Raw genomic sequence first — 13,869 nt, 5'->3', positions numbered from 1 at the left:
GAAACAGACGGCGGGAAGGCTGGTCATGCGTCGCGCGCGGCTCCGGCGGATGGCGTGACCGGGAAGATGTGAGGGGCGGTGAACCCGGATGCCGTGAAGGCGGCGGTCACGGCATCCGTCACGGTCGGCGCCGCGTGCTGTTCGACGAGCGCGATCGCTGCGCCGCCGAAGCCGCCCCCGGTCATCCGGGCCCCGAGCGCCCCGACATCCAGCGCAGCCTGCACGGCGGTGTCGAGTTCGGCCACCGAGATCTCGAAGTCGTCGCGCATCGAGACGTGCGAAGCGACGAGGAGATCGCCGATCGCGCGCGCGCCGCTCTCTCGCAGCGTCTGTACGGTGTCGAGGACGCGTTGGTTCTCGGTCACGATGTGGCGCACGCGGCGGAACGTGACGTCGTCCATGAGTTCCTGCGCGCGGGGGAGGTCATCGACCGAGACGTCGCGCAGCGCCGGGACGCCCATGATCTGCGCTCCGAGTTCGCACGATGCGCGGCGCTCGCGGTAGCCGCCTGTGGAGTGCGCGTGCGAGACGCGGGTGTCGATCACGAGGATCGCGAGACCGGCTTCGGCCATGCCGAGTCCGACGGTCTGCGCCTCGAGGGATCGGCAGTCGAGGAACAGCGCCGCATCCGCTTCGCCGAGCATGGATGCCATCTGGTCCATGATCCCGGTTGGAGCGCCTACGGCCTCGTTCTCGGCTCGGCGGCCGATGCCGGCCAGGGCCGTGCGGTCGAGGCCTACCGCCCAGAGTTCGTTCAGGGCGGAAGCCGTGGCCCCCTCGATCGCCGCGGAGGACGACAGGCCGGCTCCGACGGGGACGTCGGAGGCGATCGCGATGTCGACACCGTGCTCGATACCGTGCGCCGTCGCGTCGGCGAGCTGCAGAGCCCACGCGACGCCGAGCGGATACGCGGCCCACTCGGCTACGGCCGGCTGGGCCCCCGCGCCCGTCGGGAACAGCGACCGCAGCTCATCGAGAGAGACTTCGACGGGAGCGTCCGCGAATGTCGAAGCGACCCGGATGCGATCATCCGAACGCATGCCGACCGCGGCATAGGTGCGGTGCGGGATCGCGAACGGCAGAACGAGCCCGTCGTTGTAGTCGGTGTGCTCGCCGATCAGATTGACGCGTCCCGGTGCGGACCAGATGCCGTCGGGGGCGTGGCCGATGAGGTCGTGGAACAGCCGGACTGCGGCATCCTGCGTCGTCATGCGGAGGCGCTCTCGGCGCGGGCGATGGCGTCGCGCAGTCGCTCGGCTCCCTGCTCGGGGGCGACCTCGGCGGCCCAGGCCCACATCGCGGCCTCGGAACCTGCGAGGAACTTCAGCTTGTCGGCCGCGCGCCGCGGGCTGGTCAGCTGCAGGTGCAGGCGAACGCTGTCGCGCCCGACGTGCACCGGAGCCTGGTGCCACGCCGCGATGTACGGGGTGGGCGTGTCATACAGAGCGTCGACGCCGCGCAGCAGCTTCAGGTACAGCGGGGCGAGTTCGTCGCGTTCGGCGGCTGTGGTCTCGGCGAGATCCGGCACGTGACGGTTCGGCATGAGGTGGACCTCGAGCGGCCAGCGAGCGGCGAAGGGCACGAACGCCGTCCAGTGCTCGCCGCGGAGGACGACACGGGCATCGTTCTGCTCGTGCTCGAGGATGCGCTGGAACAGGTCGGCCCCCGTGCTCTCGATGCTCTGCAGCAGCCGCGTGGTTCGCGGCGTGACATACGGATACGCGTAGATCTGGCCATGCGGATGCGGCAGCGTCACGCCGATGGCCTCACCGCGGTTCTCGAACGGGAAGATCTGCTCGATCCCCGGCAGGTGCGAGAGCGCCGCGGTGCGGTCGGCCCAGGCTTCGATGACCGTGCGAGCGCGGGTGACGGTCTGGGTGCCGAAGGACCCTGCGTGATCGGGGCTGAAGCAGACGACCTCGCATCGGCCGACGGCGGTGCGTGTGCGGCCGAGATCGAGCGCGGCGAGGTCGTCGAGTCCGCGCGGTGCGTCCGCTGCGGCGGACTCGTCGCCCGTGGCCTCAGCAAGAGCGGGGCCGAACGCGGGGGAGCGGTTCTCGAACACGGCGACGTCGTAGTTCGACGGGACCTCGGAAGGGTTGGTCGGCGACTGCGGTGCGAGCGGATCGGCGTCGGCGCCTGGCATCATGACGCGGTTCTGCCGGTTCGCGGCGACCGTGATCCAGTCGCCGGTGAGCACGTCGAGGCGCATGTTCGCTGTGCCAGGTCGCGGATCCAGCGTGCGAGCGTCGACCGAGCGGTCCGGGCCGAGGGTCGTGCCCGGGTCGTCGTAGTAGATGAGCTCGCGCCCGTCCGCGAGGCGCGTGGCGCGCTTGATGACGCCGGCGCCGAGCTTCGTCGCGCCGAGCTTGGTCGCGCCGAGCTTGGTCGCGTCGGGCTTGGTCGCGTCGGGCTTGGTCGCGTCGGGCTTGGTCGCGTCGGGCTTGGTCGCGTCGGGTCGAGTGGTGCGCAACTCCGGAGAATCTTCCATGTTCACGTAAACACGGTAGCTGTCCCGGAGTGATAACGTCAACATTCCGGAGTTGTGCGCGACAAGAAGTGATGAACGGGGGCGCCGGTGACCGACGATCTGTCAGGCCTCGTGCCGCCGCGACCGCCGCGCCGCAGCACTCCGTCCGGCCGCGTGTCGATGGCGATGGTCGCCGGCCGCGCCGGGGTCTCCGGGCAGACCGTCTCCCGCGTCGTCAATGACAGCCCTCGTGTGGACCCGGCGACGCGAGCGCGGGTCGAGCGGGCCATGGCCGAGCTCGGATACCGCCCGCATCGCGCAGCCAGGGCACTGCGCACCGGTCGTTCGCAGATGCTCGGGATCGTCGCGACGACGCTCGCGACGATCGGCAACTCCCGGATGCTGCAGGCCGCAGCCGAAGCGGCCGATCGGCGCGGATACACCCTCATGGTCGTGACCGCGTCCTCGGATGTCGCCGACGCCTTCGCCCGTCTGCAGGATCAGGGTGTCGACGGGGCGATCGTCCTGAATGAGGCGTCCGCGCTCACGCACGCGGCCGATCTTCCCGCCGGGCTGCGGCTGGTGCTCGTGGACGCTGCCGCCGAAGAGGGGTTCCGGGGCGTGCGCAGCGATCATGCGGGTGGCGCAGTCGCCGCGACTGAGCATCTGCTGAGGCTCGGGCACGCCACAGTGCATCACGTGGCCGGCCCGGCCGACTCGTTCGCCGCCGTCGAGCGCGAGCGCGGGTGGCGCGCTGCGCTGACTGCGGCAGGTGCCGAGGTGCCGCGGGTCGCGCGGGGCGACTGGTCTTCGGAATCCGGCCACGCCGCGGCCGCGCTGCTCGAGGGTGCGACCGCGGTCTTCGTCGCGAACGATCAGATGGCGCTCGGTCTCATCCGCGGCTTCGCCGACCGTGGCCGCGCGGTGCCGGACGACGTGAGCGTCGTCGGCTTCGATGACGTGCCGGATGCCGCGAACTACCGCCCGCCGCTCACGACGATCCAGCAGGACTTCACCGTTCTGGCCGAGGCGGCCGTCTCGACACTCATCGCCGACATCGAGGGCGGCGGTGCGGTCGAAGGCGGCACTGCGGTCGAAGGCGGGGGATCGGTCCACACCACTGCCACGACGGCATCCGACCCGCGCCTCATCGCCACGCGCCTGATCGAGCGACTCAGCACCAAGCGCGCGTAGGCGCCACCCCTGCGGCTGCAAGGCCGTCAGGGTGGCCGACGTCCTCGTCGCCCTCCGGTTGCCTTCATCCTGATGTCGTGCAATGATACGGGAAAGCGCTTACCCACCAACGACGGTAGACAGACAGAACGGATCACACATGTCACAGGCGACGACCCGCGAGATCGGCATCATCATGAACGGCGTCTCCGGGCGCATGGGCTACCGGCAGCACCTGGTCCGTTCGATCCTCGCCATCCGCGATGAGGGAGGGATCGAACTCTCCGACGGCACCAAGGTCACCGTGAAACCGATCCTCGTCGGTCGCAGCGAGCAGAAGCTCGCAGAACTCGCCGCTCAGCACGACATCGCCGACTACACCACCGACCTCGACGCGGCGCTCGCCGACCCGCAGTGGGAGATCTACGCCGACTTCCTGGTCACCAAGGCCCGGGCTTCCGCCATCCGCAGGGCGATCGCCGCCGGCAAGGCGATCTACACCGAGAAGCCCACGGCGGAGTCGCTCGAGGAGGCGCTCGAGTTGGCCCGCCTCGCGAAGGATGCCGGTGTCAAGACCGGCGTCGTGCACGACAAGCTGTACCTTCCCGGGCTGCAGAAGCTCAAGCGCCTGATCGACTCCGGATTCTTCGGTCGCATCCTCTCCGTCCGCGGCGAGTTCGGATACTGGGTGTTCGAGGGCGACTGGCAACCAGCCCAGCGTCCGAGCTGGAACTACCGCACCGAGGACGGCGGCGGAATCATCAGCGACATGTTCCCGCACTGGAACTACGTGCTCGAGAATCTGTTCGGCGAGGTGAAGAGCGTCTACGCGCAGGCCGCGACGCACATCCCGGAGCGCTGGGACGAGAAGGGCGAGAAGTACACCGCCACGGCCGAGGACGCCGCATACGGCATCTTCGAGCTCGAAGGCGGTATCGTCGCCGAGATCAACTCGTCGTGGACCGTCCGGGTGAACCGCGACGAGCTCGTCGAGTTCCAGGTCGACGGCACGCACGGGTCCGCCGTGGTCGGCCTCTTCGGGGCCAAGATCCAGCCTCGCAATGCCACTCCCAAGCCGGTGTGGAATCCCGACCTCGAGGACAGCCACGACTACGACGACGACTGGCAGGACGTCCCGACCAATGACGTCTTCCTCAACGGCTTCCGCCAGCAGTGGGAGGAGTACCTCGCCTCTTACGTGGAAGGCACCGAGTACGCCTTCGACCTGCTCGCCGGTGCCAAGGGCGTGCAGTTCGCCGAGGCGGGACTCGCCTCGAGCGCCGAGGGCCGCAAGATCGTTCTCGACGCGCTGAGCCTGGACTGATCGATGAGCACGCTTCGTCTCATCTCCGCCGACGGTGAGCTGTCGGATGCTCCGCTGAACGAGACCGGCGCCTACACTCGGCCGACCTCGCCGCTGCGGAGTCGCGTCGCCTATGCGGCGGCGCACGTCGTCCCCCGCGTGCACGCCGACAACACGCCGGGGCAGCCGGCCGACATCGACTGGGATGCCACGCTCGCGTTCCGCCGCAACGCCTACTCATGGGGTCTCGGCGTCGCCGACGCCATGGATACCGCGCAGCGCAACATGGGTCTGGATGCCGCGGCGACCCGTGAGCTCATCTCGCGCAGCGCGCAGGTCGCCCGCGAGGAGGGCGGCTCGGTGGTCGTGGGCGTCAACACCGACCATGTCGACGATGACCGCATCACCCTCGACGAGGTGATCGACGCCTACAAGCAGCAGCTGCACTTCGCCGAGGAGCAGGGCGCCGGCCCCGTGCTGATGGCCTCCCGGCACCTCGCTCGTGTCGCGACGAGCGCGGACGACTACCGCCGCGTCTATCGCGAGGTGCTCGCCAGCGCCACCGTGCCCGTCGTGCTGCACTGGCTCGGTACGGCCTTCGATCCGGAACTCGAGGGCTACTTCGGAGCATCCGACTGGCAGACGGCCTCCGGCGTGCTGCTCGACGTCATCGCCGAGAGCGTCGACAAGGTCGCCGGCGTGAAGATGAGCCTGTTGAACGCCGAGAGCGAGATCTCGGTTCGCGAGCGCCTCCCCGAGAGCGTGCGCATGTTCACCGGCGACGACTTCAACTACGTCTCGCTGATCGGCGACTCCGGCGTGGGGGAGCGGTCGTACTCCGACGCGCTGCTCGGCGCGTTCGCCGCGATCACGCCGGTCGCCTCGGCGGCGATCCAGGCGCTGGATGCCGGTGACCAGGCCGCCTACGAGCGCATTCTCGGCCCGACCGAAGAGCTCAGCCGTCAGGTGTTCGCCGCTCCGACCTTCTACTACAAGACGGGCGTCGCGTTCCTGTCCTGGCTGAACGGCCACCAGCCCGCATTCCAGATGGTCGGGGGATTGCACTCGGCGCGCAGCCTGCCGCACCTCAGCAGGATCGTCGAACTCGCCAACACGTCACTGGCGCTGGAGAAGCCGGAGCTGGCCCTCCAGCGCTGGCACGGGATGCTGCGACTGAACGGCATCGAAACAGGAAGGCTGGACGCATGACCGCCCCGCACCCGCGCCTCTCGATCAACCAGGCGACCATCAAGCATGCCGATCTCGAGACCGCCCTGAGGGTGACCGCCGAGGCGGGCGTCGAGGCGATCGGGCTCTGGCGCGAGCCTGTGAACGAGGTCGGCCTCGACGTGGCTGCGCGCATGCTCACCGACTCGGGGCTGCGGTTCACCACGCACTGCCGCGGCGGATTCTTCACGATCCCCGACGGGCCCGATCGCCAGAAGGCGCTCGACGACAACAGGCGTGCGATCGAGGAGACCGCCACGCTCGCCGCCGCAGGGGCCGACGGCTCCACCGCCATTCTCGTGCTCGTCGCCGGCGGTCTGCCAGAGGGATCGCGCGACCTCGCCGGTTCCCGCGAACGCGTCCGCGATGCGATCGGCGAGCTGGTCCCCGACGCGCTCGCCGCCGGCGTCACGCTGGCGATCGAGCCGCTGCATCCGATGTACGTCTCCGATCGCTGCGTCGTCTCGACGCTCGGTCAGGCGCTCGACATCGCCGGCGACTTCGACGCGAAAGCGGTCGGGGCGACCGTCGACACGTTCCACATCTTCTGGGATCCGGACGTCCTGACCCAGATCGCCCGCGCCGGCCGAGAAGGGCGCCTGGCGACCTATCAGGTGTGCGACTGGAAGACGCCGCTCCCCGCGGACGTGCTGCTGGGGCGCCACTATCCGGGCGACGGGGTCATCGACTTCGAATCGCTCACCCGTGCGGTCGTGGATGCCGGATACACCGGCGACATCGAGGTCGAGATCTTCAACGAGCAGATCTGGGCCACCGATCCGCTCGAGGCGGTGCGGCGCACGGCGGCCGGATTCAGTTCCGCTGTCGCACCGCACCTGTGATGCGCGCGCTGCGCGCGGACGGGCGCCTGCGCGAATCCGAAAACGCGGACAGTAGGCTCTGATCCATGACATCTCAGCCGACCAGAGCGGGTCGGGGGTCGGCGCCGACTCTTCACGACGTCGCACGCGAGGCCGGGGTCTCGCTGGCCACCGCCTCCCGAGTCCTGAACGGCTCCGCGCGCAAGGTCGCCGAGTCCTTCCGTGAGCGGGTGGAGGGAGCGGCGGAGAAGCTCGGGTACACCGCGAACGCCTCGGCCCAGGCCACGGCTCGGGGCACCTCGGCCGTGATCGCCCTGCTCGTCGCAGACATCGCCGACCCGTACTTCGGTCTCATCGCCTCCGGCGTCGCCCGCGGAGCGGATGAACGCGGACTGATCGTGACGATCGCCGTCACCGAGCGCGATGCGGCGCGGGAGCGCGAGATCGTCAGGACGCTGCGTGGGCAGCGTCCGCGCGGGCTCATCCTCGCGGCATCCCGTGGCGGCGAGGAGAGCGCGACAGCCGAAGAGATCCGTGCCTTCGAGGCCCTCGGCGGCCGTGTCGTCACGTTCGGCAGCAGCGTCGCCGGCGAACGGACGGTGAGCATCGACAACGCGAAGGGCGCCAGGATGCTGGGTGCGGAGATGGCTGCTCTGGGCTACCGATCGGCGGTCGTGCTCGCGGCGGCCGACGGCGTGCTGACCTCGGACGATCGCGTCCGCGGCTTCACCGAGGGCTTCGAGGCCGACGGCGGTGTCGTGGAGCGGATCGAACGGGGCGACTTCCAACGGGAGTCCGGCTACGAGTCGATGGCGCGCGCACTGCGCGCCGGTGTCGACCCCGGGACGCTCGTCTTCGGAATGAGCGATGTGGTCGCGATCGGCGCGATGTCGGCGATCAGGGACGCGGGCCGCGTGATCGGCGAGGACATCGCGGTGTGCGGGTTCGACGATGTGCCATCGAGCGGAGACGTGACGCCCCAGCTGACGACCGTGCGCGTGCCGCTCAGCGATGTCGGGTACCAGGCGTTCCGGGCGACAGTCGATGACGACTGGACGGCTGAGCCGCTTCCGCTGCAGATCGTCGTCCGCGACTCGACACCAGGATGCGCGGCATGAGGGTCGTGTTCGCGCCGGACAGCTTCAAGGGCTCGATCACGGCGGCCGACGCCGCTGCGGCCCTCGCCGACGGCTGGACGTCGGTGGATCCGACGGCCCACATCGTGCTGCGACCGATGGCGGACGGCGGCGAGGGCACCGTCGAGGCCTTCGCAGCCGCCGTGACCGGGTCGGAGCGGATGCCGGTGACCGTGGACGGTCCGGCCGGCACTCCCGTGCAGACGGCGTGGCTGCTGCTGCCACCGACGTCGGATGCTCCGCACGGTACGGGGGTGATCGATCTCGCCTCGACGTCGGGGATCGAGCTGCTCGATGAACTGCGCCCGTTCGAAGCCGACAGCTCGGGGTTCGGGCAGGCGATCGCCGCTGCCCTCGATCATGGTGTCTCGCGGCTCGTGCTGGGGATCGGTTCCAGCGCCTCGACCGACGGCGGCACCGGCATGCTCACCGCGCTCGGTGCGCGATTCCTCGACAGCGATGGGGCACCGGTCGAGCCTGGTGCCCGGGGCCTCGCGGACATCGCTGAGGTGGACGTCACTGCACTGCGCGCGGCACCGGACACGCTCGTCCTCACGGACGTGACCAATCCGTTGACCGGCCACCGCGGTGCAGCCGCGGTGTTCGGGCCGCAGAAGGGTCTGACCGCGCAATCCGACATCAAGGCGGTGGATGCCTCGCTGGCCAGGCTCGCTCGGCTGATGGATCTGGATCCGGACCTCCAGGGCTCCGGCGCTGCGGGAGGCGTCGGCGGCGCGCTCGTCGCATGGGGGGCGGTGCTGGCATCCGGTGCGCAGGAGGTCGCGCGCCTGGTCGATCTCGCAGGGACCCTCGAGGGCGCCGACGTCGTCGTGACCGGTGAAGGGTCGTACGACGGCCAGTCGGGGGACGGCAAGGTCCCCTCGTACGTCGCGGGGCTCGGAGATGCCGTGGGCGCGCGTGCGGCGCTCGCTGCCGGTCGCGTCACCCCGGATGCCGACACGGGGCCGTTCGCGGCGGTGGTGTCGCTGACCGAGCTCGCTGGATCGTCGGATGCCGCGCTCGCTGGGCCTGCACGGCACCTGCGGGCGGCGGGTGCTGCGCTGGCTCGCACGCTCATTGCGTGAGTGCTCGACGGGCACGATTCCCACGGCCAGAGCACGTGGCGCCGCCCTCGCGTTGACATCGTGAGACGGCGGCCATAGACTCGCAGAACGAGTTGGGAATACGCTTTCCCACTTCCTCCGACGAAGATGCAGAGGACCCATGTCGGCAACGCAGCAGAACGCAACGATGACCCTGGCGCTGGCTCAGGAACGCACCGAACCCAATGGCTTCGCCCGGTGGTGGTCGCGCAACTGGCACCCCGTGGTCTTCGTCGTCGCGGTGCTGGCGCTCTGGTGGGTGGCGACCGCGCTGAAGTGGGTCCAGCCGTTCATCATCCCGTCGCCGGGCGACACGTGGAACGCCTTCGCCGACAACGTGCCGTACCTGATGCAGCACACCTGGGTGACGACGTACGAGACCGTGATCGGCTTCGTCATCGCCGTGGTGGTCGGCCTCTTCGTCGCCGTGGTGATGGTCTACTCGAAGGGGCTCGAGCAGACGCTGTACCCCGTCATCCTGTTCGCGCAGGTCATCCCCAAGATCGCGATCGCCCCGCTGTTCGTCGTCTGGCTGGGTTTCGGCGCATCGCCGAAGATCCTCGTCGCCGTGCTCATGGCGTTCTTCCCCGTCGTCATCTCGGGCCTCGCCGGGCTCCGCACCGTCGACCCGGAGATCCTGCAGCTGACCTCGACCATGGGGGCAGGCAAGTTCAAGACGTTCCTAAAGGTCCGGCTCCCTGCGTCCCTTCCCGAGCTGCTCTCCGGGCTGAAGGTGGCAGCGACCCTCGCCGTCACCGGCGCGGTCGTCGGCGAGTTCGTCGGGGCCAACGAGGGGCTCGGCTACGTCATCCTCCAGGCCAACGGCAACCTCGACACCGCGATGCTGTTCGCGGCGCTCATCATCATGTCGCTCATGGGAGTCGTGCTGTTCGCGATCATCCAGATCGCCGAGAAGTTCCTCATCCCGTGGCACTCGTCCAAGCGCGACGTGGCCGCAGCCACCGTTCGGCTGTAGACACCGTCCGTCTCTGAAACCCCCCAACGAAAGCAGGAACACACTGATGAAGAAGTCAGGCAACATCCTCTCCGTCGCAGCGCTGCTCACGGCATCCGCCCTCGCCCTCACCGGCTGCGGCGGGGCGAGCGAGACCCCGGCATCGGAGGGGGACGCCGGCGGCGAGATGACCGACGTGATCCTGATGCTCAACTGGTACCCGTACGGCGAGCACGCGGCGTTCTACTACGGCGTCGAACAGGGCATCTTCGAGGACCACGGCATCAACCTGACGATCAAGGCGGGGCAGGGCTCGACGAAGACCGCCCAGGCCGTCGGACAGGGACAGGTCGACTTCGGGTGGGCCGACACCCCCGCCGTGCTGGCCAACATCGACAAGGGCGTCGCGATCAAGAGCGTCGGCGTCTTCCTGCAGACGACGCCTTCCGCTGTGCAGGTGTTCGCCGACTCGGGCATCGAGAGTCCTGAGGATCTCAAGGGCAAGACGATCGCCGTGTCCGCCGGCGATGCGCCGACCACGACCTTCCCGGTCTACCTGGATGCCGTGGGTCTCAAGGAGTCCGACGTCAAGCAGCAGAACCTCGATGCCGCCGGCAAGATCGCAGCCGTGCTCTCCGGTCAGGTCGACGGACTGATCGGCTTCGCACACGACCAGGGCCCGACCATCGCGGCCAAGAGCGGCAAGGAGATGCGGTACCTCCGCTACTCGGACGCCGGGCTGAACTTCTTCAGCAATGGCCTCGTCGCGCCCACGAGCACGATCGAGAGCGACCCCGAGCTCGTCAAGGAGCTGGTCGCCGCGACCTCCGAGGCGTTCACCGCCGCGCAGGAGGACCCGGAGGCCGCGGTCGCGGCCATGGACGGCAAGGACCCGCAGATGCCGGCGAAGGACGTGCTGCTGGACCAGTGGCAGGAGACCATCAAGCTGCTCAGCACCGCGGCCACAGAGGGCAAGGCCCCCGGCACCAACGCGACCGAGGACTGGGAGGCAACGCTCTCGGTGCTCTCGGACGCCGGTCTCATCTCGGGTGACGGCGACGTCGACACCTACTTCGACGCGTCGTTCGCGCCAGGCGAGTAAGGGGCATCGGGATGCCGGCACCGCAGATTCAGGAGAAAGAACAGATGATGGCGACACCGGGCACGGACTCCGTGCTGCAGATCACCGACCTCGCGATCCGTTTCGCATCCAAGCGCGGGGAGGTCACCGCCCTCGAGGGGGTCGACCTCGACGTCCAGGAGGGCGAGTTCATCACGATCGCCGGCCCGTCGGGGTGCGGAAAGTCGACGCTCCTGAAGGCGGTTGCCGGCCTCACGACCCCGAGCGCCGGCTCGGTACGGCTGCGCGGCGACGAGGTCAAGGGCCCGCGGCAGGACATCGGCTACGTCTTCCAGCGCGCAGCCCTGCTGGAGTGGCGCAGCGTCCGCGGCAACATCCTGCTGCAGGCGGAGATGCGCGGCATGGACATGCGCAAGGCGCAGGCCCGTGCGGACGAGCTCATCGAGATGACCGGGCTGACCGGATTCGAGAAGGCTCTTCCGCACGAGCTGTCCGGCGGAATGCAGCAGCGCGTGTCACTGTGCCGCGCCCTGCTGCACGAGCCGCGCGTCCTGCTCATGGACGAGCCGTTCGGTGCACTGGACGCCCTCACCCGCGAACGGATGAACGTCGAGCTGAATCGCATCTGGAGCCAGACCGGCACCACGGTCCTGCTCGTCACGCACAGCGTCGCCGAGGCCGTCTACCTCGCCAGTCGTGTCATCGTGATGAGCCCGCGTCCAGGACGCATCCTCGAGGAGCACCGCATCGACCTGCCGGGGCAGCGCGACTACGCCGGCACGCTGGAGACGCCCGAATTCCACCGCGTCTCCAGCCGCGTGCGCGAGCTGCTCGGGGCACCGGCGGTCGCCGACTGACTCGCGGCTCGCTTCCCGTCGCAGTTTTGGTCGCCCGGCCGCCGCTCCGGCGACCAAAACTGCGACGGGAACGGCGCGTCAGCCGACCAGAGCGGCGGAGACCACGGCGCGCGCCTCCGCCTGCACCTCGGCGAGATGCTCCGAGCCCTTCAGGCTCTCGGCGTACAGCTTGTAGACGTCCTCGGTGCCGGACGGGCGGGCCGCGAACCAGGCGTGCTCGGTCTGCACCTTCAGCCCGCCGATCGCGGCTCCGTTGCCCGGCGCGTGCGACAGCTTCGCGCTGATCTCCTCGCCGGCGAGCGTCGTCGCCGTGACGGACTCGGGTGCGAGCTTCGACAGCGTCGACTTCTGCTCGGGCGTGGCCGGTGCGTCGACCCGCTGGTAGGCGGATGCTCCGAACGCCTGCTCCAGCTCCCGGTAGCGCTCTGACGGGGACTTGCCGGTGACGGCGATGATCTCGGCCGCGAGAAGGCAGAGAAGGATGCCGTCCTTGTCGGTCGTCCACGCGCTGCCGTCTCGGCGCAGGAACGACGCTCCGGCCGATTCCTCACCTCCGAACGCCACGGAGCCGTCGAGCAGGCCAGGGACGAACCACTTGAAGCCGACGGGGACCTCGAGCAGTCTGCGGCCGAGCGACTCGGCGACGCGATCGATGATCATCGACGACACCAGTGTCTTGCCGATCGCGGCATCCCGCGGCCAGTCCGCGCGGTGCGAGAAGAGGTAGTCGATGGCGACGGCGAGGTAGTGGTTGGGGTTCATCAGGCCGGCATCCGGCGTCACGATGCCGTGGCGGTCGGCATCCGCATCATTGCCGGTGAGGACGTCGAAGTCGCCCTTCTTCGCGACGAGGGATGCCATGGCCGAGGGCGAGGACGGATCCATCCGGATCTTCTCGTCCCAGTCCAGGGTCATGAAGCGCCAGGTCGGATCGACCTCGGGGTTGACGACTGTCAGGTCGAGGCCGTGCATCTCCTTGATGAGTGCCCAGTAGTCGACGGATGCTCCGCCGAGCGGGTCGGCGCCGATGCGGACGCTGGCGTTCTTGATCGCCTCGACGTCGATGATCGACGGCAGATCGCGGACGTAGGCGTCCCGGAAGTCGTAGCTCGGCAGGGCATCCCAGTCGATGTCGGCGAAGCTCTGGGCCTTGACGCCTTCGAGGCCGCCCTCGATCAGCTCGTTCGCGCGGTCGGCGATCCAGCTCGTGGCGTCGGTGTCCGCCGGCCCGCCGTGCGGGGGGTTGTACTTGAAGCCGCCGTCGCGGGGAGGGTTGTGCGACGGGGTGACGACGATGCCGTCGGCTCGCTCAGCGGCATCCGGAGCCAGCGTGCGGTTGTACGTCAGGATGGCGTGGCTGAGCGCCGGGGTCGGCACCCACGAGTCGCGGGAGTCGACGCGGATGTCTACGCCGTTGGCGACGAGCACCTCGATCGCGCTGCGCTCGGCGGGGAGCGAGAGGGCGTGGGTGTCCCGGCCGAGGAACAGCGGGCCGGTGATGCCCTGCTCGCGCCGGTAGTCCACGATCGCCTGGGTGGTGGCGAGGATGTGATTCTCGTTGAAGCTACCGGAGAGCGAGGAGCCGCGGTGGCCGCTCGTGCCGAAGACGACGCGCTGTGCCGGGTCGGACGGGTCAGGATGCCGGTCGTAGTACGCGGCGATCAGTTCGTCGACATCGATGAGGTCACTTTCCTCCGCGGGGAGGCCGGCACGGCTGGTCATGGGTCCAGTGTGCCCCGATCT

General features: G+C 69.2%; 12 protein-coding genes. 9 read left to right on the top strand and 3 right to left on the bottom strand.

What is annotated here, in order from left to right:
* Window positions 1–23: 23 nt before the first annotated feature.
* Window positions 24–1,211 (bottom strand): galactokinase, encoded by a 1,188-nt coding sequence (galK, locus tag KHB019_RS14065; protein WP_337459253.1) that lies wholly within the window; start codon window positions 1,209–1,211, stop codon window positions 24–26.
* A complete protein-coding gene (gene galT, locus KHB019_RS14060; RefSeq protein WP_337459252.1) occupies window positions 1,208–2,497 on the bottom strand; it encodes a galactose-1-phosphate uridylyltransferase in 1,290 nt (429 codons plus the stop codon). The genes galK and galT overlap by 4 nt, the downstream gene beginning before the upstream one ends.
* 153 nt (window positions 2,498–2,650) lie before the next feature.
* On the opposite strand from galT, the gene KHB019_RS14055 reads away from it, so the two are divergent.
* The 9 genes from KHB019_RS14055 to KHB019_RS14015 all read left to right on the top strand — a co-directional run bounded on the left by KHB019_RS14055 (window position 2,651) and on the right by KHB019_RS14015 (window position 12,126).
* Window positions 2,651–3,664 carry a LacI family DNA-binding transcriptional regulator gene (locus KHB019_RS14055; protein ID WP_337459348.1) on the top strand — a complete coding sequence of 338 codons (1,014 nt, stop codon included), beginning with the start codon at window positions 2,651–2,653 and terminating at the stop codon, window positions 3,662–3,664.
* A gap of 139 nt (window positions 3,665–3,803) precedes the next feature.
* On the top strand, window positions 3,804–4,967 hold the full coding sequence (locus tag KHB019_RS14050; RefSeq protein ID WP_230103824.1) for a Gfo/Idh/MocA family protein: 1,164 nt from the start codon (window positions 3,804–3,806) through the stop codon (window positions 4,965–4,967).
* Window positions 4,968–4,970: 3 nt separating this feature from the next.
* Window positions 4,971–6,155: a dihydrodipicolinate synthase family protein gene (locus KHB019_RS14045; protein WP_230103823.1), complete on the top strand. Its 1,185-nt coding sequence runs from the start codon at window positions 4,971–4,973 to the stop codon at window positions 6,153–6,155.
* Window positions 6,152–7,015, top strand: a complete 864-nt coding sequence (locus tag KHB019_RS14040) for a sugar phosphate isomerase/epimerase family protein (RefSeq protein ID WP_337459251.1) — start codon at window positions 6,152–6,154, stop codon at window positions 7,013–7,015. The genes KHB019_RS14045 and KHB019_RS14040 overlap by 4 nt, the downstream gene beginning before the upstream one ends.
* Before the next feature lie 65 nt (window positions 7,016–7,080).
* On the top strand, window positions 7,081–8,112 hold the full coding sequence (locus KHB019_RS14035; RefSeq protein WP_337459250.1) for a LacI family DNA-binding transcriptional regulator: 1,032 nt from the start codon (window positions 7,081–7,083) through the stop codon (window positions 8,110–8,112).
* On the top strand, window positions 8,109–9,215 hold the full coding sequence (locus KHB019_RS14030; RefSeq protein WP_325472204.1) for a glycerate kinase: 1,107 nt from the start codon (window positions 8,109–8,111) through the stop codon (window positions 9,213–9,215). The genes KHB019_RS14035 and KHB019_RS14030 overlap by 4 nt, the downstream gene beginning before the upstream one ends.
* A gap of 139 nt (window positions 9,216–9,354) precedes the next feature.
* Window positions 9,355–10,209, top strand: coding sequence for an ABC transporter permease (locus tag KHB019_RS14025; protein WP_230103819.1), 855 nt, complete (start codon window positions 9,355–9,357; stop codon window positions 10,207–10,209).
* Between the two features lie 46 nt (window positions 10,210–10,255).
* Complete coding sequence (locus KHB019_RS14020; RefSeq protein WP_337459249.1) at window positions 10,256–11,290, top strand: ABC transporter substrate-binding protein; 1,035 nt, start codon at window positions 10,256–10,258, stop codon at window positions 11,288–11,290.
* Between the two features lie 44 nt (window positions 11,291–11,334).
* On the top strand, window positions 11,335–12,126 hold the full coding sequence (locus KHB019_RS14015) for an ABC transporter ATP-binding protein (RefSeq protein ID WP_230103817.1): 792 nt from the start codon (window positions 11,335–11,337) through the stop codon (window positions 12,124–12,126).
* A gap of 78 nt (window positions 12,127–12,204) precedes the next feature.
* On the opposite strand, the gene pgm is transcribed toward KHB019_RS14015, so the two are convergent.
* On the bottom strand, window positions 12,205–13,848 hold the full coding sequence (pgm, locus tag KHB019_RS14010; protein WP_337459248.1) for a phosphoglucomutase (alpha-D-glucose-1,6-bisphosphate-dependent): 1,644 nt from the start codon (window positions 13,846–13,848) through the stop codon (window positions 12,205–12,207).
* Between the last annotated feature and the right edge of the window lie 21 nt (window positions 13,849–13,869).

Origin of the sequence: Microbacterium sp. KHB019 (assembly GCF_037285405.1) — a bacterium.
Classification (GTDB): Bacteria; Actinomycetota; Actinomycetes; order Actinomycetales; family Microbacteriaceae; genus Microbacterium.
Note: the sequence above shows the minus strand (reverse complement) of the source record. Positions and strands in the feature narration are given on the sequence as shown.